This window comes from Bartonella mastomydis (assembly GCF_900185775.1).
Classification (GTDB): domain Bacteria; phylum Pseudomonadota; class Alphaproteobacteria; order Rhizobiales; family Rhizobiaceae; genus Bartonella; species Bartonella elizabethae.
Genome location: NZ_LT883138.1, coordinates 67,201 through 88,438 on the forward strand (window position 1 = coordinate 67,201; position 21,238 = coordinate 88,438).

General features: G+C 38.6%; 18 protein-coding genes. 9 read left to right on the top strand and 9 right to left on the bottom strand.

Going from position 1 to position 21,238, the window contains the following annotated elements; all coding sequences use genetic code 11:
- Positions 1-504 precede the first annotated feature (504 nt).
- Genes nrdH through nrdF form a run of 4 tightly spaced genes read left to right on the top strand, consistent with a single transcriptional unit; the run spans position 505 to position 4,245 of the window.
- Positions 505-729 carry a glutaredoxin-like protein NrdH gene (nrdH, locus tag FJG96_RS03505; RefSeq protein WP_139412768.1) on the top strand — a complete coding sequence of 75 codons (225 nt, stop codon included), beginning with the start codon at positions 505-507 and terminating at the stop codon, positions 727-729.
- Positions 729-1,127: a class Ib ribonucleoside-diphosphate reductase assembly flavoprotein NrdI gene (gene nrdI, locus FJG96_RS03510; RefSeq protein WP_139412769.1), complete on the top strand. Its 399-nt coding sequence runs from the start codon at positions 729-731 to the stop codon at positions 1,125-1,127. Before nrdH ends, nrdI begins: the two co-directional genes overlap by 1 nt.
- On the top strand, positions 1,109-3,259 hold the full coding sequence (nrdE, locus tag FJG96_RS03515) for a class 1b ribonucleoside-diphosphate reductase subunit alpha (protein ID WP_139413609.1): 2,151 nt from the start codon (positions 1,109-1,111) through the stop codon (positions 3,257-3,259). The genes nrdI and nrdE overlap by 19 nt, the downstream gene beginning before the upstream one ends.
- 11 nt (positions 3,260-3,270) lie before the next feature.
- The gene (gene nrdF / locus FJG96_RS03520) at positions 3,271-4,245 is read left to right on the top strand and encodes a class 1b ribonucleoside-diphosphate reductase subunit beta (protein ID WP_005774159.1); all 975 of its coding nucleotides are present in this window, start codon (positions 3,271-3,273) and stop codon (positions 4,243-4,245) included.
- Here nrdF and prmC read toward each other — a convergent pair.
- The 4 genes from prmC to secA all read right to left on the bottom strand — a co-directional run bounded on the left by prmC (position 4,242) and on the right by secA (position 9,553).
- Positions 4,242-5,108, bottom strand: coding sequence for a peptide chain release factor N(5)-glutamine methyltransferase (gene prmC / locus FJG96_RS03525; protein ID WP_139412770.1), 867 nt, complete (start codon positions 5,106-5,108; stop codon positions 4,242-4,244). The two genes, nrdF and prmC, sit on opposite strands and share 4 nt — an antisense overlap.
- On the bottom strand, positions 5,105-6,181 hold the full coding sequence (gene prfA / locus FJG96_RS03530) for a peptide chain release factor 1 (RefSeq protein ID WP_139412771.1): 1,077 nt from the start codon (positions 6,179-6,181) through the stop codon (positions 5,105-5,107). Before prfA ends, prmC begins: the two co-directional genes overlap by 4 nt.
- Positions 6,182-6,399: 218 nt before the next feature.
- A complete protein-coding gene (locus tag FJG96_RS03535) occupies positions 6,400-6,897 on the bottom strand; it encodes a Fur family transcriptional regulator (RefSeq protein ID WP_005774156.1) in 498 nt (165 codons plus the stop codon).
- Entirely contained in the window at positions 6,836-9,553 is a 2,718-nt protein-coding gene (gene secA / locus FJG96_RS03540) for a preprotein translocase subunit SecA (RefSeq protein WP_139412772.1), read from the bottom strand. Before secA ends, FJG96_RS03535 begins: the two co-directional genes overlap by 62 nt.
- Before the next feature lie 422 nt (positions 9,554-9,975).
- On the opposite strand from secA, the gene FJG96_RS03545 reads away from it, so the two are divergent.
- The 3 genes from FJG96_RS03545 (at position 9,976) to mutT (ending at position 12,848) form a co-directional block, all read left to right on the top strand.
- Positions 9,976-10,929, top strand: a complete 954-nt coding sequence (locus tag FJG96_RS03545; protein WP_139412773.1) for a peptidylprolyl isomerase — start codon at positions 9,976-9,978, stop codon at positions 10,927-10,929.
- A 132-nt stretch (positions 10,930-11,061) separates the two neighbouring features.
- Positions 11,062-12,309, top strand: coding sequence for a bifunctional glutamate N-acetyltransferase/amino-acid acetyltransferase ArgJ (argJ, locus tag FJG96_RS03550; protein WP_139412774.1), 1,248 nt, complete (start codon positions 11,062-11,064; stop codon positions 12,307-12,309).
- A 125-nt stretch (positions 12,310-12,434) separates the two neighbouring features.
- Positions 12,435-12,848, top strand: a complete 414-nt coding sequence (gene mutT / locus FJG96_RS03555) for an 8-oxo-dGTP diphosphatase MutT (protein WP_139412775.1) — start codon at positions 12,435-12,437, stop codon at positions 12,846-12,848.
- Between the two features lie 694 nt (positions 12,849-13,542).
- Here mutT and FJG96_RS03560 read toward each other — a convergent pair.
- The 4 genes from FJG96_RS03560 to FJG96_RS03575 all read right to left on the bottom strand — a co-directional run bounded on the left by FJG96_RS03560 (position 13,543) and on the right by FJG96_RS03575 (position 18,055).
- Positions 13,543-14,409 carry a C40 family peptidase gene (locus FJG96_RS03560; RefSeq protein ID WP_139412776.1) on the bottom strand — a complete coding sequence of 289 codons (867 nt, stop codon included), beginning with the start codon at positions 14,407-14,409 and terminating at the stop codon, positions 13,543-13,545.
- 151 nt (positions 14,410-14,560) lie between these two features.
- Positions 14,561-15,934, bottom strand: coding sequence for a leucyl aminopeptidase family protein (locus tag FJG96_RS03565; RefSeq protein ID WP_139412777.1), 1,374 nt, complete (start codon positions 15,932-15,934; stop codon positions 14,561-14,563).
- 14 nt (positions 15,935-15,948) lie between these two features.
- On the bottom strand, positions 15,949-16,893 hold the full coding sequence (coaA, locus tag FJG96_RS03570; RefSeq protein ID WP_246046920.1) for a type I pantothenate kinase: 945 nt from the start codon (positions 16,891-16,893) through the stop codon (positions 15,949-15,951).
- Between the two features lie 172 nt (positions 16,894-17,065).
- A complete protein-coding gene (locus tag FJG96_RS03575) occupies positions 17,066-18,055 on the bottom strand; it encodes an asparaginase (RefSeq protein WP_139412779.1) in 990 nt (329 codons plus the stop codon).
- Between the two features lie 218 nt (positions 18,056-18,273).
- On the opposite strand from FJG96_RS03575, the gene hslV reads away from it, so the two are divergent.
- Positions 18,274-18,855, top strand: coding sequence for an ATP-dependent protease subunit HslV (gene hslV, locus FJG96_RS03580; protein ID WP_012230625.1), 582 nt, complete (start codon positions 18,274-18,276; stop codon positions 18,853-18,855).
- Positions 18,856-20,166 (top strand): ATP-dependent protease ATPase subunit HslU, encoded by a 1,311-nt coding sequence (gene hslU, locus FJG96_RS03585; RefSeq protein WP_139412780.1) that lies wholly within the window; start codon positions 18,856-18,858, stop codon positions 20,164-20,166.
- Between the two features lie 18 nt (positions 20,167-20,184).
- On the opposite strand, the gene FJG96_RS03590 is transcribed toward hslU, so the two are convergent.
- Entirely contained in the window at positions 20,185-21,180 is a 996-nt protein-coding gene (locus FJG96_RS03590) for a class I SAM-dependent methyltransferase (protein ID WP_139413610.1), read from the bottom strand.
- Positions 21,181-21,238 lie beyond the last annotated feature (58 nt).

Here is a 21,238-nt window from a genome sequence, read left to right on the forward strand (position 1 = left end):
ATATAGTATCAAAATGATTGGTGATTCTAAATAAGCACAAGAGAGGGTGTTAGTGTGTTTCGTTTGGTATCTAAGTTATTTCCAATGTTATTGTAAAAGTTTATTGAGCAAGGGTATAGCAATATTCTTGCTGAACTGTCTCTTTTGGAAGAATTTCCTTTCGTTTTTGTAATTGATTTTTGCCGTAAAAGAGTAAAACAGAACTCTTGAAAACGGTGGTTTAGAACGTTAGTTTTTTAGACAGCAGGAGGGAATTGTTTGCCAAGCGAAAGATTGTTTTATAACTGGGGAACCCCATTTAAGTTATAGAATGGTCGTTTATTCTCATCATAGTCTTTGAATTTATTTGATGAGAGATTCTGTTATGTTCAGAAATCTGTGTGCTGTTTGAAAATAACCACACGTTTTGCGTGCAATTTCTGTTGTTTGTTATTCTTGAGTATTTAAAATTATTAGATTAACTCTTTTAGAGTTGATTGTTTTGAATTGTGAAAGTTGAAGAAAATGTCGATCACTATTTATAGCAAACCATCTTGTGTTCAGTGTGATGCTACACGCCGCGCTTTTGACGCAAAAGGCATTCATTATCGGGTTGTTGATATTTCCTGTGATGAACAAGCATACAGTTTTGTCCAATCTCTGGGGTATCGCCAAGTTCCTGTCGTTGTTTGTGGTGAGAATCATTGGTCTGGTTTTAGACCAGATATGATTAGTGGTCTTTGTGTTTAATGGGGCTTATTGTTTATTATTCGAGTGCAACGGGTAATACAGAACATTTTGTCTCGCAGCTTGGCCAACGACTCTTCAAAATTGATAAAAGGAAACCCTCTGCATTAGTTGGTGAGCCTTATGTATTGGTTGTTCCTACATATGCAGATGGAGAAGGAAGAGGGGCAGTACCGAAAGCCGTGATTCATTTTCTTAATGAAGTTGAGAATCGCAAATTCATTCGTGGTGTCATTGGCGGTGGGAATCGTAATTTTGGTCGCTATTATAATTTAGCCAGTAAGATCATTGCTGAAAAATGTTGTGTCCCTTGCCTTTATCGTTTTGAGCTGCGTGGAACGGATGAAGACGTTCTTTGTGTAAAAAAGGGATTGGAAAGATTTTGGAAACAATTGGTATAAAACAGTCGCAGAAGTCTGATCAGATTACTGATTATCATGCGCTGAATGCGATGCTTAATCTTTATGATGAAAATGGTCATATCCAATTTGATATGGATCGGCTTGCTGCGCGGCAATATTTCCTTCAGCATGTTAATCAAAATACAGTTTTTTTTCATAACCTGAAGGAAAAAATAGATTACTTAATAGAAGAAGGTTATTATGAAAAAGCTTTATTTGAGCTTTATGATTTTTCTTTTATTAAAAAGCTTTTTAAACGCGCTTATGCATTTAAATTTCGTTTTCCTACTTTTCTGGGTGCATTTAAATACTACACCAGCTATACGCTAAAGACTTTTGATGGGAAGCGTTATCTTGAACGTTATGAAGATCGTGTCTGTCTTGTGGCTTTATATTTGGCACAAGGGAATAAAGCTCTTGCTGAAAGTTTTGTGGACGAGATTATTACAGGGCGTTTTCAACCAGCAACGCCAACATTTTTAAATGCGGGAAAAAAACAACGTGGTGAATTGGTTTCGTGTTTTTTGCTCCGTGTTGAAGATAATATGGAGTCGATAGGTCGTGCGGTTAATTCGGCTTTACAGCTTTCAAAACGCGGTGGAGGTGTAGCTCTTTGTTTAACCAATTTGCGGGAGGCTGGAGCGCCAATTAAGCAAATAGAAAATCAATCATCTGGTGTTTTACCGGTGATGAAACTCTTGGAAGATTCTTTTTCTTATGCCAATCAGCTTGGGGCGCGACAGGGGGCTGGAGCTGTTTATTTGCATGCTCATCATTTAGATATTATGAAGTTTTTGGATACAAAGCGTGAAAATGCGGATGAAAAAGTTAGAATCAAAACGCTTTCGCTTGGTGTGGTTATTCCTGATATTACTTTTGAGCTTGCACGCAATAATGAGGACATGTATCTCTTTTCATCTTATGATATTGAGCGTGTGACAGGCAAACCTTTTAGCGATATTTCTTTAACGGAGCATTATCGCTCTTTTGTTGATAATGCAAAAATTCGTAAGAAGAAAATAAGTGCACGCGTTTTTTTTCAGACATTAGCGGAAATTCAATTTGAGTCTGGTTATCCTTATATTTTATTTGAGGACACTGCTAATCGAACCAATCCGATTGCTGGGCGCATAAGTATGAGTAATTTATGTTCAGAAATTTTGCAGGTGAGTGAGGCGAGTGAACTGGAGACAGATTTAACCTATCGCACGATTGGAAGTGATATATCCTGTAATCTTGGTTCCATGAATATTGCCAAAGCAATGAAAAGCCCTGATTTCGGACAGACCGTAGAATCTGCTGTTCGTGCTCTTACTGCGGTTTCGGATATGAGTAATATTGCTTGCGTTCCTTCCATTGCAAAAGGCAATGCTGAAGGTCATGCGATTGGTTTGGGACAAATGAATTTGCATGGATTTCTCGCGCGTGAACAAATCTATTATGGGTCTCCAGAAGCGATTGATTTTACCAATATCTATTTTTATATTGTGACATATCACGCTATACGGGCTTCCAACTTAATTGCGCGCGAACGTCAAGAAATATTTGCAGGATTTGAAAAATCAGCTTATGCCGATGGACGTTTTTTCGAAAAATATATTGAAAAAGAATGGAAACCACAATTTGCACTTGTACAAGATCTTTTTACACGGAATAACATTGTTATCCCAGATCAAAAGGATTGGCAGGAGCTCAAGAAAAACGTTATTGAGTATGGACTTTATAACCGTAATTTGCAGGCAGTTCCTCCTACGGGATCGATTTCCTATATTAATCATGCCACTTCTTCTATTCATCCAATTGCTTCAAAAATTGAGATTCGCAAAGAGGGAAAAATTGGGCGTGTTTACTATCCCGCTCCTTATATGGATAATACGAATTTAAATTTTTACCAAGATGCTTATGAGATTGGTCCTGAAAAAATTATAGATACCTATGCTGCTGCGACCCAGCATGTCGATCAAGGTCTTTCATTAACACTATTTTTTCCTGATACCGCGACCACACGTGATATTAACCGCGCACAAATTTATGCTTGGAAAAAGGGTATAAAGAGTATTTACTACGTACGACTGCGGCAAGTCGCATTGAGTGGGACAGAGGTCGATGGCTGTGTTTCGTGCAGTTTATAGGAGGTCATCATATGACAAAGATTACAACCAAAAATCCTGTTGTGTCTGCTGTTAATTGGAATAGATTACACGATGAGAAAGATCTTGAAGTATGGAACCGCTTAACTGGAAATTTTTGGTTGCCTGAGAAGGTTCCACTTTCCAATGATATTCCTTCATGGTCAAGCTTAACGGATGAAGAGCGTCAATTGACGATTCGTGTTTTTACAGGATTAACGCTTCTAGATACCATTCAAAACACCGTGGGTGCCATTTCATTGCTTGCTGATGCGATAACAGAGCATGAGGAGGCGGTTTTGACGAATATTGCCTTCATGGAAGCGGTTCATGCACGTTCTTATTCCTCTATTTTTTCAACTCTTTGTTCGACGGTAGAAGTTGATGATGCATTTAGATGGTCAGAAGAAAATAGTCATTTGCAGAAAAAGGCTAGATTAGTCCTTGAGCGTTATGAAGCAAATGATCCACTCAAGAAAAAAATTGCTTCGACCTTGCTGGAAAGCTTTTTATTTTATTCTGGTTTTTACTTGCCCATGTATTGGGCTAGTCGCGCTAAGCTGACCAATACAGCAGATCTCATTCGGCTTATCATTCGTGATGAAGCAGTCCATGGTTATTATATAGGCTATAAATTTCAATTGGGCTATGCCAAGCTTGATGAAACAAAAAGACAAGAAATTAAAGATTTTGCTTTTAACTTGCTCTTTGATCTTTATAACATTGAGTGCAAATATACTGAAGATCTTTATGATACCCTTGGATTGACAGAAGATGTAAAAATTTTTCTTCATTATAATGCCAACAAGGCTTTAATGAATTTAGGTTTTGAAGCCCTTTTTCCCCCTGAGGTTTGTCGTGTTAATCCTGCTATTTTAGCGGCTTTATCACCAAACTCTGATGAGAATCATGACTTTTTTTCAGGGGCTGGTTCTTCCTATGTCATTGGCAAGGCGGTTGCGACTACGGATGATGATTGGGAATTTTAAGGCTTGTATGCAAACAGAAGTGCGCGGGGTATCCCACTGAGGTCTTTGCGCATTTCCAAACATTGAAAACCATTTTTTTGAAATAAATCGCAGACATCTTTTTCTTGAGAGTAACCAATTTCAACAGCAACATAGCCATTTTCTTTTAAGTGGTTAGCTGCTTCATGGGCAAGCTTTCGATAAAAATCAAGCCCATCTTTTCCTCCGATCAGAGCACGCAATGGATCATATAAGCGCACTTCTTTTGCAAGTTTTTTGATATCTTTTGCAGGGATATAGGGTGGATTGGAAACAATAAAATCAAAGTGGCCTGTGACCGCATCAAACCAATCGCTAAGGAGAGGTGTGAAGCGATGTATGACTTCAGCATTTTTTGCATTTTTTGTTGCTGTTTTAAGGGCATCTTCAGAAATATCGACCGCCACTGCATAGGACTGGGGAATTTGTTTAAGAATGGCAATGGCAATAGCACCACTTCCCGTACCCATATCAAGGAGTGTTGTTTTTTTCGAATTTTCGACCTGTTTTTTTAGGAAAGGGAGAACAAGATCGATGAGCGTTTCTGTATCTGGACGGGGCTCTAACGTCTCTTGAGACAATTTGAGAGGTATGCCATAAAATTCTCTTATTCCTATAATGCGGTAAACCGGTTCGCCTGCAATACGCCGTTGTACAGCCTGTTCTATTTGTATAATCTGCTCAGAAGATACATGCATATCTGGTCTAGAAATTCTTTCAGCAGCATTTATTCCTGTTATCCATTCAACGAGTATTTTCGCATCGAGATCGGCTTCTAAAATTCCTTTCGTGCGCAATTTTTCTCGCGTTTGTCGGATGACATTCTTGAAAGAATATTCGTTCAATTATTATCCATTTCCATGAGAAGTGTTGTTTGATGATCTGAGATGAGTGCATGAATAAGCTCATCAAGATCTCCTTCCAAAATTCGATCAAGCTTATAAAGGGTTAGATTAATACGGTGATCCGTGACGCGTCCTTGTGGAAAATTATAGGTACGAATACGTTCTGAACGATCACCAGAACCAACTTGGTTTTTACGAGAAGCTGAACGTTCACTTTCTGCTTTTTGTCGTTCGATGTCGAACAAACGTGCCCGTAAAATTTGAAGGGCTCGTGCTCGGTTTTGATGTTGTGATTTTTCTGCTTGTACGACCATAATTCCTGTTGGAATATGTGTGATACGAACAGCTGAATCCGTTGTATTGACATGCTGTCCTCCTGCTCCAGATGCACGCATTGTATCGATACGAATATCTTCAGGACGAATATTAATATCAATTTCCTCAGCTTCTGGAAGCACTGCAACAGTAGCAGCGGATGTATGGATACGTCCTCCGGTCTCTGTTTCAGGAATGCGTTGCACACGATGGACACCTGATTCATATTTCAATTTAGAAAAGACACCTTTGCCTGAGATGGTCGCAATAATCTCTTTATATCCGCCAACTTCCCCCTCACTGAGTGAAATAACCTCTACTTTCCAATGATGAGCATGAGCATAACGTTCATACATGCGGAAAAGATCACCGGAAAAAAGTGCTGCTTCTGATCCACCCGTTCCTGCTCGAATTTCAACAATAGCGCTTTTTTCATCAGCAACATCTTTAGGTAAAAGAAGAATCTGGAGTTCTTTTTCAAGGTGTTCTACCTTTTTATATAACGATGGGAGTTCTTCTTGGGCCAGATGACGCATCTCTATATCTGTTTGTTTATCGTTGATAATCGTTTCTAATTCTCTAATCTCTGCGTAAAGAGCATTTAATGCGCGTATAGAGGCAATAACGGGTTGTAGTTCTGCATATTCAGAAGCTAATTTGACATATGTTTCAGCATTTGGATTGGCTGTCATTTGGCTTTCAATTATTTCAAAGCGCTTTTCAAGTTGTTTTATGCGATCTTGTGGCAAAGAAACCATGATAATATTGGCCTAATTTTTCATAATAAATTTTTTATAATATCTTATTGCAATGCTTTTTTGTTAGAACATTGGCGACGAATTACCGTAGTATAGCATCATACAAAAAGCGGTAATAAAGTAGAAAAACTTTTTTGCCAATGAAAACTATTCTATTTTCAAGTGAAATTTTTATAAAACCCGATTTGTCTGAGATATCTCCATCTCATGATATAGGATCATTTCTTTAAGAGTTTTTTTCCGTAAAGTTCAAGACGGTGATGAATAATATCATAGCCAAGGGATTTTGCAATTTCCTCTTGTAATTTTTCAATAACATCAGAATGAAACTCGATAACTTGTCCTGTTTCTATATCAATGAGATGATCATGATGTTGTCCATCGGCTTGCTCAAAACGAGAAGGTCCACCACTAAAGGTATGACGGTGAATTGTTCCATTTACTTCCAACGTTTTCATGGTTCGATAAACTGTTGAGAGCGAAATACTCGAATCTATTTTGTTTGCACGCTGAAAAATTTCACATGCATTGGGATGATCGTTTGTATCAGCCAAAATATCAAGAATAACACGCCGCTGGCGCGTTACTCTTAAACCAGCTGCGCGTAATTCTTGTTCATAGTTTCGCTTTTTATTCATCTTCATTGTTTGCTTTTCAAACAAAGGCTCCATGACAGTGTTTGTATTTTTTCTCTGAACCGCAAGGGCAACGTTCATTGCGTCCAACTTTCCCCCATGTGGTTACATCGTTAGGATCACGGTCTTGTGGATTAACAAACCTATTTTCTTGTGCTCGTGCCCATAAGGGGGAACCATTTCCTTGATTTTGATCATTAAAGACAGAAGAATCAGCATCAGTTTGCTCAGGCATGGTCGGTTCGGTAGGTTGTTGAATAATTTCAAAGCGCATAAGTTTAGAAGTGACAATTCGGCGTAAATTTCTCAACATACTTTGAAAGAGCTCAAAAGATTCTGTTTTATACTCATTGAGTGGATCTCGCTGCGCATAACCACGAAAACCCACAACAGAACGCAAATGATCTAAACTTACCAGATGTTCACGCCATAACGTGTCAATGGTTTCGAGCAAGACTGCTTTGTGAAAATAAGCCATAACCTCTGGAGAGTAGCGTTCAGTACGCTCATTTTCGAGTTTTGTAACAGCATCTAAGATACGCTCTAAAATTTGTTCTTCGGCGATTCCATCTTCTTTTGCCCATTCTTCTACAGGAAGCTCAAGATTAAAGAGCTCTCGAATCTCCTCTTCGAGAGCTTTTACATCCCATTTTTCAGAATATGTTCCTGATGGAATATAAACCTCTACCAGATCCTCCACAACTTCATCGCGCATTTCATGGATCATTTCTGATAAATCGTCTGCGTTCATGATCTCCATACGCTGTTCAAAAATAACTTTGCGTTGATCATTCATAACATCATCATATTTTAGCAGATTTTTACGAATTTCAAAGTTTCGTGCTTCGACCTTTTTTTGTGCTTTTTCAAGGGCTTTATTAATCCACGGATGGATAATAGCTTCATTTTCTTTCAATCCAAGTTTCTGTAGCATGCTATCCATACGGTTGGAGCCGAAGATACGCATAAGATCATCTTGAAGAGAAAGAAAGAATTTTGAGCGACCAGGATCGCCTTGGCGACCAGAACGCCCACGAAGCTGGTTATCGATACGACGGCTTTCATGGCGTTCAGTCGCAATAACGTAAAGTCCTCCAGCCGCTAAAGCTTCCTCTTTAAGTTGTTTAACATCTTTTTTTATTTCTTCAATTTTAGCGGTTCGCTCTGGCCCTTCGGGGATATCGTGTAATTCTTGTCGGATGCGCATTTCAACATTCCCACCAAGCTGTATATCCGTACCACGTCCTGCCATGTTGGTTGCGATGGTAAGAGCGCCAGGAACGCCTGCTTGCGCGATAATGTATGCTTCTTGCTCGTGATAGCGAGCATTTAAGACTCTAAAATCGGTAATACCCTCTTTTCGCAAACGTTCTGCCAATTGTTCTGACTTTTCAATAGAGGTTGTTCCAACAAGAATAGGCTGTTTTTTTTCGTGCGCTTGACGGATATTACGTACAATCGCCCGATATTTCTCTTCTGCTGTTCGATAAATTTCATCGTCTTCATCAAGACGTTGTACTGGCAAATTGGTTGGAACTTCGACAACGTCAAGACCATAAATATTTCTGAATTCTTCGGCTTCTGTTGTTGCAGTTCCTGTCATTCCAGATAATTTTCTATACATGCGGAAATAATTTTGGAAAGTGATGGAAGCAAGTGTTTGATTTTCTGGTTGAATAGCAACATGCTCTTTAGCTTCCAACGCTTGATGCAGTCCCTCAGAATAACGTCGTCCAGGCATCATACGACCTGTAAATTCATCAATGATCACAATTTCATCATTGCGAACAATGTAATCTTTATCGCGAACAAAGAGTTTATGGGCTTTTAGAGCATTATTAACATGATGAACGATAGCAACATTTTCTATGTCGTAAAGACTTTCACCTTTAAGATACCCAGCTTGTTCGAGCATTTTTTCAATTTTTTCAGTACCAACTTCGGTAAAGGTCGTTGTTTTTTGTTTTTCATCTATTTCATAGTCTTCTGGCGTTAAGGCAGGAATAAATGTGTCAATAAGGTTATAAAAGTCTGTACGATCTTCTAGAGGACCAGAAATAATAAGGGGTGTACGCGCTTCATCAATGAGGATAGAATCCACTTCATCGACAATTGCATAGTGGTGCCCACGTTGAACCATTTGACTATGATCAAAAGCCATATTATCACGCAAATAATCAAAACCTAGTTCATTATTTGTCGCATAGGTGATGTCACATGCATAGGCTGCTCTACGGGCATCGCTATCAAGATCATGAAGAATCACACCCGTTGTAAGCCCTAGAAAACTAAAAATTTTTCCCATTGTTTCAGCATCACGACTGGCGAGATAATCGTTTACTGTCACAACATGAACACCTTTACCTTCCAATGCATTGAGATAAATTGGTAGAGTAGCCATTAATGTTTTACCTTCACCGGTACGCATTTCAGCTATGCCACAGTCGTGAAGGACCATTCCACCAATAAGTTGTACGTCAAAAGGACGCATATCATAAACACGCTTTGCGGCTTCACGAACCGTTGCAAACGCTTCTGGTAAGAGTAAATCAACACTTTCACCTTCACTAAGACGTTTACGAAAGATTTCTGTCTTTTGGCAAAGCTGCTCATCACTTAATTTTACAAATTGTTCTTCCAAAGCATTAATTTGTGCAACTTTTTGGCGGAGTGCTTTGAGACGTCTCTCATGAGCTGAACCAAAAAATTTACGTGCAAAAACACCTAAACTGACCATCTCTGGCCCTTTCTTTTAATCGTTATCATTCTTGTTGGGAAATTCATACGCTCTTCCCATGTTCCACATTTTCTTTAAGCTTTCTGATATCATGAAATGCAGATGGTACCATTATACTTGCCGGTGTGCAATTTTTCACTTTAAATTGTAAAGTAGAGATAAGAGGCTAAGGGCGCTATGTCAACTTTAGGTATGTTATTTAACGGATACAATTCAAAGTAATTTAAGATATAATGTGCCATTTTTTCTATTATCATGTTTTTCATTTGCGTTAGATAGGGTTGAAAAAACTGAGATAAAAGGGCAATTTTATACTTTTTAAAATGAATTGCTCATTTATTTCTCTATGTTTAAAGATTAAAGTGTTATGGTAAAGAAAATTGGAATCTTGAACCTGCCTTGCATTTTTAAGGAGTATATTTATGAAATTTAACTTTATCACGCTATTTTTAGCATCAACTTTATTGGCAAGTACAAGTTTAGGGGTGAGGGCCCAAGAAGGTTTGAATTCATCGCCGAATGATTTAAAGACTTTGGAGAAAGCTTCTGAAAAAGCTATTTCTCCTTCTCATGTTATGGCTGTTATTGATGGAAAGAATATTACAGCAGGACAATTGGATGAGTTAGCGCTTGAAATAAATCCTAATTTAGCCCGTTTCCCTGATGAACAACGCCGTATGATGGTTTTAAAAGCTTATTTGGATATGCAGGCACTTGCAAAAGCAGCCAAAAGCAAAGGTCTTGATAAGACAGAAGCTTACGATAAACGTATGGCAGTTATGCGTGACAATGTGCTTCAACAGCTTTATTTTAAACAGGCGATTGTTGACAAAATATCGGATACTGATTTGGAAGCTCTTTATAAGCAAGAAATTGCTGCTTTACCTAAAGAAGATGAAGTTAAAGCCCGTCATATTTTGGTCAAAACCAGAAAAGAGGCAGAGGCTATCATTAAGCATTTAAATAAAGGCGAAAATTTCGAAGAGATTGCAAAGAAAAGTTCAACAGATGGTTCCGCTGCTGTTGGGGGTGATCTTGGTTATTTTAGCCATGGTCAAATGGTCAAGCCTTTTGAAGATGCTGCATTTGGTTTGAAGATTGGCGAATATACGAAACAACCCGTTGAAAGTCCTTTTGGTTGGCATATTATTAAATTAGAAGATCGTCGTGTAAAACAACCTCCTGCATTTGATGATGTTAAAGAGATGTTGCGTACACAGTTGATAAAAAAGCGTTATCAAGAACTCATTGTTGATTTGCGTAGTAAGATAGATGTGAAATATCCTGATCCTAATGTTACAAAAATCATGGAATCGCTTCATCAAAATGGAACATTGCTTCCTGATGAGACATCCGACGAAGAAGATACGGAATAACGAGAAAAAATAAGTAGATAGCCTCTTTAATAGATAGTTTGCGAGGTTTGTTTTTTCAAAAAAAACGAGCAGTTTTCTATTAAGAGGTTATTAAGCTGTGATCATTTTATTTGTTTTTATAGAAAGTATAGTGTGGTTTTTAAAAGATCTCCTTTAATGCCCCAAAACATCCAAGAGCTTTCCCCCCAAGAGCTTTCCCCATTGTCTGGTGTACGGATAGCAACAGCTAAAGCTGGAATTAAATATAAAGATCGTACAGATCTCCTTTTTATTGTATTCGATAAACCAGTGAGTGTAGCAGGTGTTTTTACACGTTCAAAATGCCCGTCTGCCTCTGTAGAGCATTGTCGTGCATCGCTTCCTCATGGGGTTGCTAGGGGTGTTGTTGTGAATTCTGGAAATGCAAATGCTTTTACAGGAAGCAAAGGAAAGAACACAACCAATGAAATCGTCTGTGCAGCAGCGAACACTTTAAAGGTAGGAGAAAATGAAATTTTTATAGCTTCTACAGGTGTTATTGGTGAGCCAATGGATGCATCGGGTATTGTAAATCTTTTACCAAATATGGCGAAGACAGCAGAAGAGGGAAATTGGTTGGAAGCAGCAAAGGCCATAATGACAACCGACACATTTCCAAAACTTGCGACGCGTACGTTTGATTGTGGGGGAGAGAATGTTACTATTCATGGAATTGCAAAAGGTGCAGGTATGATTGCACCCGATATGGCGACAATGCTCTCGTTTGTGGTCAGTGATGCGACTATTTCTTCGGAGATGCTTCAATCCATGTTATCAGAGGCCGTTGAGGGGTCTTTCAATTCGATTACTGTCGATAGTGATACCTCAACTTCAGATACGCTTCTGTTGTTTGCGACAGGAAAAGAACATTTTCCATGCCTTACGAGTCAATCTGATTCACGTTATGGCATTTTTGTGAAACAATTGAGTGAACTTCTGCATGAACTTGCACTTCAAGTTGTGTGTGATGGTGAAGGTGCGCGTCATTTAATTGAGGTTAATGTGAGTGGTGCTACAACAAACGATGCAGCAAAAACGATTGCTTTATCAATTGCAAATTCACCGCTTGTAAAAACGGCTATTGCCGGTGAAGATGCAAATTGGGGGCGAGTCGTTATGGCGGTTGGGAAGGCCGGTGTTGAAGTTGATCGTGATCTGTTGACGATTTGGTTTGGGGAACATCGTGTGGCAGTGAATGGCGAACGAGACCCTGCATATTGTGAAGAGACAATAGGTTCGTATATGCAAGGTAAACATATCACGATTCATGTTGATATCGGTTTGGGTAAGAGTACCGCGACGGTTTGGTCTTGCGACTTAACAAAAGAGTACGTTATGATCAATAGCGATTACAGAAGCTAACGGATGCAGGCTCTCTATATATAACGGTCTATTATTTTTTAAAAAAGAGAATGAGATATATGAATTCTTTTTGAGGTAAGAGAATATATGATAAAGAGACAGTTATATTCTCATTGGAGAGCGATATGGGTATAAAAAATCCCCTTCTTCTTGTTGTTGCTTGCGCATTGGTAGATCAAAATAACCGTGTTTTGCTTACCAAGCGTCCTGAAGGAAAATCGCTGGCTGGTTTATGGGAGTTTCCTGGTGGAAAGGTTGAGAAAGGTGAAACTCCAGAGATCTCATTGATTCGTGAACTAGAGGAAGAGCTTGGCGTATATGTTCAGGCAAATAATTTACACCCTTTAACGTTTGCGAGCCATAGTTATGCAACATTTCACCTCTTAATGCCGTTGTATCTTTGTGACAATTATGAGGGGGTTGCGCAAGGACGCGAGGGGCAAAGTTTAGAATGGGTTTTTATGAATGATCTTGAGAGATATCCTATGCCTGATGCTGATAAACCATTGGTTCAGGTATTAAAAAATCACCTTCTTTAATGTGTATAAGAGGAAAATATTTTTTAAATATAAGTACTTATTTATAACTTTTCATATTAGATGGAAAAGCCTAATCCTGCAAAATCTTCACATTTAAAATCTATGAATGCTCAATCAATTAAAGCCATGTTCTTCGCATGTTCCAAGCAGCGAAGAGAGCCACGTAGATAAAACAATTAAAAAAAGACATGAAATTTGTGCTGAAAAAACACTCTCCAATAGCTAAGAGATTATCGTGATATTGAAAATTGGCAAAATTTATAATGTTAGCTTCGCATGATTCAGAAACATAAAATGGTGCTAGATAATGGATTTATACTTTTTACGCATATTGTTGTGAGTTGGGCTTGGGGGTTCTAAGAAATATCAGGAACATTTATTTCATGAGATATCAATAATAGAAAAAATTTTAAAAAATTCTTTAGAAGAGAACGCTTTAAGCTTGTTATGAGAGATTATTTTACATGACCAATAATTTAAGCGTCATCTTAATAGATTTAGTATAATAACATAATGTTTCATAATTATGAATTGTCCTTTTTCTCTTGATGCTCTACGATTCTTTACTCAAAACATTTCACTGACGTACAAAAAGCTGTGCGTAAGAAAAAAAATTAAAAAACATAAAACATACGACTAACAAACGATTAAATATAAAAAACATTCAATGAATTATTTTTTATAAGGGGTTGTATTAAGTTTCTTGAATTGGACGACGTTTTGCGATGGGATATTGTTGATATTTTTCAGCAATACGTGTAATGACTCCTTCAAGTGGCTCGATTATAACATCCATAGAGAAGCCATTTGCATGGATAATATTTTCATGATCAACCATAATGGCAGCATGACCTTGCCAAAAAATCAAATCACCCCTCTGAAGTTTATCATTGTCTGAGAGTTGATGTCCTATAGTTTCCCGCTGCATATCAGTATCGCGTAAAACCCTTTGACCGGTCATCATCATAGAAAGTTGGATGATTCCTGAGCAATCAAGTCCAAAGCCACTGGCTCCACCCCAAAGGTAAGGTGTGCGGATAAACATTTCAGCAACGGCAACATAATCTTTATACACGTGCTCAATGGGACTAAGATGATTGCTAGTGATTGCTTTTCCGTCTTCAAGTATAGAATACATGGTTTTACGGATTTCAACTTCATCAACAACAGTTACCTTACTTCCCATGGATAAAGGATATTCCATTGGTCCACGCAAATCAGCTTGGAAGTATTGAAAAGTACGTGGAACTGAAACGATATGTGTTTGTTTGACAGTTGATGTACAAAGCGCTGTTGTATCAATATAGCCAACATAATCATCTTTGAGGGATTGTCCCCAAGACATTGTTTCTCCATGTTCAAAGATAAGAAGCTCTTCCCCGAATAAGCACTCTGTCTGCATTTCACTTTTTTTATTGTTTTCTTTAAACAGTCCAGCAGCAGGGATATTAACACGTCTTTTTTCACCTTGCACAAAGTGCCGTGCTGTAACTTTTCCTTCAAGACGCTTGTCTGCTAGATCTTCTCTGAATGCATTTAATCTGGGATCTATAGAGACCATTCATTTACCTTCCATTTTTATTTTAAATAGGTTCACAACAGTTGTAGAGGCAGAACTTCTCATCTTTAAATAAAACACAGAATATAATTTAAAGTGATAAGACAATTTCTCTGAAATTTCACAATTGTCCATCTTTGTGGAAATTTTGTGGCTAATTTTTGCTTTTAAAAAGATTATAAAGAGCACGAATCGTTTGTGCTGATCCCCCAACGGGGTATCCTGGTTTTTCTTTTGGAACCCATCCATAAAGGTCGAAATGCGCAAAATGTTCAGCCTTTTCAACAAAAGAATTAAGAAATAAAGCAGCTGTTATAGAGCCAGCAAAGCTATTTCCAGTGACATTGTTAAGATCAGCAATGGGTGATGATAACATCTCTTGGTAAGGTTTCCAAAGGGGCATTTGCCAAAGAGGATCGAAAACAGCGTGAGCCGATTCAGAAATTTGTTGTGCCCATATTGAATCATTACAATAAAATGCGGGAAGATCTGGTCCTAATGCTATACGTGCTGCTCCCGTTAAAGTTGCCATACAAAGCATGAATTTTGGACTTTCTTCATCGCCATAGGCAAGTGCATCGGCAAGGACAAGTCGACCTTCAGCATCTGTATTGCCCACTTCAACACTTAAACCTTTACGACTTTTGAGAATATCACCTGGTCGGTAAGCATTGGCAGAAATTGCATTTTCTACAGCTGGAATCAAAACACGTAGACGGAAAGGCAATTTTGCATCCATGATCAGTTTAGCCAATCCCAAAACATGTGCTCCACCCCCCATGTCTTTTTTCATAAGCAACATGTTATTGGCTGATTTAATATCCAGTCCCCCTGTATCAAAAGTTACGCCTTTACCTACCAACGTTATTGTAGGATGATGTTCTTGCCCCCAGTGTAATTCAATCAGTCGTGGTGCAGTACTGCCTGCTCGTCCTACGGCGTGGATCATCGGAAAATTATGGGTTAAGAGATCATCTCCACAAATACTTCTGACATGAGCACCGTATGTTTTCCCTAGTTGTCGTGCTTCTTCTTCAAGAGTATCAGGCGTCATATCATTAGCTGGAAGATTGATGAGATCACGGACGAAGAAGACAGCTTCATAAATACGTTGGAGCTCATCAAAATCAACGGCCTCATTGACATAGACCGACAATGTTTTGGAGGAAAAGTTTTGGCGATAACGCTTAAATTGATAGCTTCCCAGTGCCAATCCAAGATAGGCATTTATTTCATCAGAGGTTTCACCTTTTAAATGCCAGTGACCAGCAGGAAGCTTTTGAGCAAGCAGTCCTGTGATAAAGGGATCGCTCCCCTCGCCAATTCCAAATAAAACTTTTTTTAAGTGTCCCGTTTCGTGAGGAACAAAGAGTATTTGTCCTGCTTTGCCAGTAAAATCATTAACTCTTATCCATGCTTTTGTTGAGGCATCAAGTGATAAGTTGGCAAGATTTCTTTGATTTACCAAGATGATAGGGCAACTGGTATCAATACGTGTTGAGGTAAAATGAATGGAGTGTTGGTGCATAATTTATGAGATCCTTATAGTCGTCTAAGTGCGACATACTCGACCAAATGATTTTTTCCCTTTCGTAGAATGAGATTGGACCGTGGTCGTGTTGGCAATATGTTTTCCTGTAAGTTTTTTAAGTTAATCGTTTGCCAAAGATCCTCAGCGATTTTTGAGGCTTCTTTTTCATTAAGCAGGGCATAACGATGAAAATAGGATTCAGGATTTTGAAAGGCTGTTTTACGTAAACGTTTAAAACGCTCTAAATACCAGTGACGAATGACTTCTGTTTCGGCATCGACATAGATTGAAAAATCAAAAAAATCCGACACGAAAGGAATGGCTTTTCCATCTTTAGGAAGATCACTAACCTGTAATACATTAATCCCTTCAACAATTAAAATATCAGGACGGTCAATGGTAATTGTCTGATTCTCTAGAACATCATAAGTCATATGAGAATAAAGAGGAGCAGGGATATTTCCAATACCTGCTTTTATAGCTGAAAGAAAGCACAGCAATTTTTTAATGTCGTAGGAATCAGGAAATCCTTTACGATTCATACGATTTTTTTGCTCTAAGATCGCATTAGGATAGAGAAAACCATCCGTTGTGATCAGATCAACTTTAAGGCTAGATGTCCAACGTTTCAACAGTTCTTGAAGGATACGAGCGGTGGTTGATTTTCCTACTGCAACAGAACCAGCTATTCCAATAATAAAGGGCGTTTTTTGACTCTCTTCTTGATGGAGAAACTGCTGACGTTTGTGAAAAAGTTCCTGCACTGCTTCAACATGGCATGAGAGCAGACGTGATAAAGAAAGGTAAATGCGTTGGACTTCTTCAAGATCGATAGGATCATCAATAGAGCGTAAACGCTTAATTTCATCAAAAGTCAAAGTAAGGGGTGTGTCTGCACGAAACTCTGACCATTCTTGTGCTGTAAAAACACGATAGGGTGAATATCGGTCAGAAATGGATTTGACCAAATTATCTTTCTGATTAATTTTTTTTATAGTCGTATCAATCATTTTTATTTATCGAATTTTTTTGCAGCAGCACTTGATTAAGAGCGGACAGATGAGCTGCTTTGTGTTCAAATAATTTTTTTTTGCATGCTCTCTTCTTTAAGATAACAGATCATTTTTATTAACTTATCGTCCAGTCATTCCAGAGTGCATGGATTTGTGCCAATGAGTACCCTTGTGCCAAAAAAGCCCATAAAAGGAGGCGCGCTTTTACGGCTGACAAATAACCAGACATAAGAGCACCTGAAGCAATCATATCGATTTCTGAACCTTTATAGCCATAAGTTATACGAGTTGTTGAGCCATTACAACAACGACTCGCAATAATAATTGGTATTTTTTGTGCGTACTGTTGTACAAGATCTGCTTCTTGAAAACTACAGTGTCCTGCACCAAAACCAGCGATAACAAGCCCAGCATAATGCCCACTTTCAAGGCAGAGTTTCATTAAGTGTGCATCAGATGATAAAGAGGAGTAGAGAAGTGCAATTTGATGATCGTAGTTTTGGGGGGGATCAAACGTTGTCGGAAAAAATTTTTGATCATTGAAATAAATAAGTTTTCCCTCTAAAATAGTTCCCAAGATACCTGCAAGGCCTGATTGAAATGTTTCAACCTTGACAGTATGGCTTTTATAGAGCCAATAAGGAGAATGAATCGTATCATTAATGACAACAAGAACACCTCTATTACGACTTTGTAGGGCGGCTGCGACACGCGTTGCTGCTAAAATATTAGCGGGGCCATCAGCACCTGCTTCGTGAGGGGTACGCATAGCACCGGTTATGATAAGTGGTTCAGCTTCCTTCCAATAAAGAGAAAGAAAAAAAGCAGTTTCTTCCAAAGTATCAGTTCCTTGCGTTAAAACAATCCCTTTTGCGCCAGCATTTATTTGTTGTTTTGCCCACTCGATTATTTCAAAAAGAATTTTAAAAGATAAAGATCCACTTGGCATTTGCATTAATGTTTGTGCATGAATATCAGCAACCTTGTTTAAATCAGGAACACTTTTTATGAGATTATCTGAAGTTAAAGTCGGTTGCATGTGACCAAAACGATCAGCAGTCATTGCAATTGTTCCACCTAAGGTTCCTATAGCTATTTTTTTCATAATTTTCCTCTATAAAGGCACAAACTGTTTACATAAAACTATTTAGCAGTAATTTACATTGACAACAATAATATCATTTTTTCAATTTCAACAAATTGAGTGATGCTGAATCATTGTGTTTTGCTGTATATGTTCTTAAATAGGACAGTAGTCATTGAGTTTTACATTGGATGAAAAGATAATATTAAAAAGAAAAGTAATATTTAAGGAGTGTCCTTATGACAGAACATAAGCCAGACATAATGTATGGTACAACGATTATTACGGTACGAAAAGGTGGCAAAGTCGTGATGGCTGGTGACGGTCAGGTTTCTCTTGGACAGACGATTATGAAAGGCAATGCACGTAAAGTCCGCCGTCTTGGGAAAAGCGGAGTGGTTATTGCTGGTTTTGCAGGTGCTACGGCAGATGCTTTCACATTACTGGAAAGATTGGAAACAAAGCTTGAGCAATATCCTGATCAGCTTATGCGTGCATGTGTAGAACTTGCAAAGGATTGGCGAACAGATCGCTATTTGCGTCGTTTGGAAGCAATGATGCTCGTGGCTGATAAGAAAGTAACTTTAGCTCTAACAGGGCTTGGTGATGTTTTAGAACCAGAAGATGGGGTTATGGCCATTGGCTCTGGAGGAAATTTTGCTCTTTCAGCAGCGCGGGCACTGATGGACTTGGATTTGGATGCCGAAACGATTGCCCGTAAAGCTATGGCTATTGCCGCTAAAATTTGTGTTTACACCAATGATCATTTTACAATTGAAACATTGGATGCAGAATTATCTTCTTTAGAGAAAGCTATTTAAATGTGTGTTGTATTTTCCCCTCGTGAGACTGTTTCTGAACTTGATCGTTTTATTATTGGCCAAAATGATGCCAAACGTTCTGTAGCTATTGCACTGCGTAATCGGTGGCGTAGACAACAGCTTGATGAGCCGATGCGTGAAGAAGTGATGCCAAAAAATATTTTAATGATAGGACCAACAGGTGTTGGTAAGACAGGGATCGCACGTCGATTAGCAAAACTTTCTGGAGCACCCTTCGTGAAAGTAGAAGCGACTAAATTTACTGAAGTTGGTTATGTAGGGCGTGACGTTGAGCAAATTATTCGAGACCTTGTTGAGATTGCCATTTCTCTTGTGCGTGAAAAAAAACGCGATGAAATAAAAGAAAAGGCTCACGTGAATGCTGAAGAGCGCGTTTTAGATGCCCTTGTTGGTAAAACAGCAAGTCCGGCTACCCGTGATAGTTTTCGCAAAAAATTGCGTGAAGGTGAATTGAATGAGAAAGAGATTGAAATTGAAGTAGCTGATAATAACAGCAATAGTGCTTCAACCTTTGATATTCCTGGTATGCCTGGAGCGCAAATGGGGATTATGAATTTATCCGATATTTTGGGCAAAATGGGCAGTCGTACAAAAGTCCGTAAAACGACAGTAAGGGATGCTTTTAAACCGCTCATTGATGACGAATCTGAAAAACTCCTTGATCAGGAACAAATTATTCAAGAAGCGCTGCGTGTCGCTGAAAATGACGGTATTGTTTTTATCGACGAAATTGATAAAATTGCAACGAGGGATGGTGGAGCTAGCGCTGCGGTTTCGCGTGAGGGCGTCCAACGTGATCTTTTGCCTTTGGTGGAAGGAACAACAATTGCTACAAAATATGGGCAAATCAAAACAGATCATATTCTCTTTATTGCTTCTGGTGCATTTCATGTTTCCAAGCCATCTGATTTATTACCGGAACTTCAAGGACGTTTGCCTATCCGTGTGGAGCTTAACCCTTTAACAAGAGAAGATTTACGACGCATTCTAACAGAACCAGAAGCAAGTTTGATTAAACAATATATTGCTCTTATGGCAACGGAAGAGGTTCATTTGGAAATAACCGATGATGCGATTGATGCTTTAGCAGATATTGCTGTAGATTTAAATGCAAGGATTGAAAATATAGGGGCACGCCGGTTACAAACCGTTATGGAGCGCGTTTTGGATGAGATTTCTTTTACGGCACCGGATAGAGCTGGAACATCGTTTAAAATTGATGCTGCTTATGTGAGAAAATCTATTGGTGAGCTTGCTGCTGATATCGATCTTTCCCGTTTTATTCTTTAGAGATATTGCCTGTTTTGTTTATCTGCGTGCTTCGATAATTTTGAAACCATGGGCTTGTTCATGGATCACCACTGTGCGGAAAATATCTTTTAACAATGTTTCATAGGGTAAGTGGCGGTTTGCAACAAGAAGTAGACTGCCACCTGACCTTAGACATTTTGCAGCATTTATAATAAAATGTTTTCCCAAGGAGACATCTGTCGTTTGTTGTGTGTGAAACGGTGGATTTGAAATGATTGTGTCATACAGATTTGTGACAGGCTCATGCACAAGGTCATGCCAATAAAAATGAATTGGGAAAGGGGCTTTTATGGGATTAAGGTGCTGTTTTGCTGTTTTCAAAGCGTTGTAATCTGCTTCATAGAGATCAAGAGTCGTCAGTTTTACATTGCTTTCAAGTGCAACGTGAGAAAGATAGCCCCAACCAGCCCCAAAATCAGCTGTTTTCCCAGAAATAACTTTGGGCAGATAAGAAGCAAGGGCAGCAGATCCTAAATCAATACGACCATGTGAGAACATACCAGAAGTGGTTTGAAATTTATCAAAAGAGAGCGGTGGTGAGCGCAATTGTGCGATATTTTGTTTCTCTATTTGTGGAGGAACTTGCAGCCAAAATACGAGACCATGATTTTTAGAGAGTTTATGGGTGATGGGAACAATGGTTTTGACCCATTTCATCATTGAAGCAGCACCAGCCGTTTTATTCCCACTGATCACAATCCATCCATTGGGTTTAACGCATTCTAATAAATCAAGAAAACAATTTTGGTTAAAACCACGATATTTACTCAAGTGCAAAAGCGCACCATCATAGATGAGAGTTTTATCTATTTGAGGAGAGCAGTGAAATTGAGTATCGACAAATTTTAAAAAATCTGGTCGCCAAGGCGTAATAACTTTTAAATTTTTCGCCCATTCTGGAGAGGGGATTTCGGTTAAACCGAAACTTAGCCAGCATTGGTTTGGATCTGGATAGGGGAGTGCATGATTTTCAAAAGGTAAAAATGATAACACATGTGGTTCTTTCAAAGAAAAATGCCATTCCAATATTGGGATGGCATTTCATGATTAC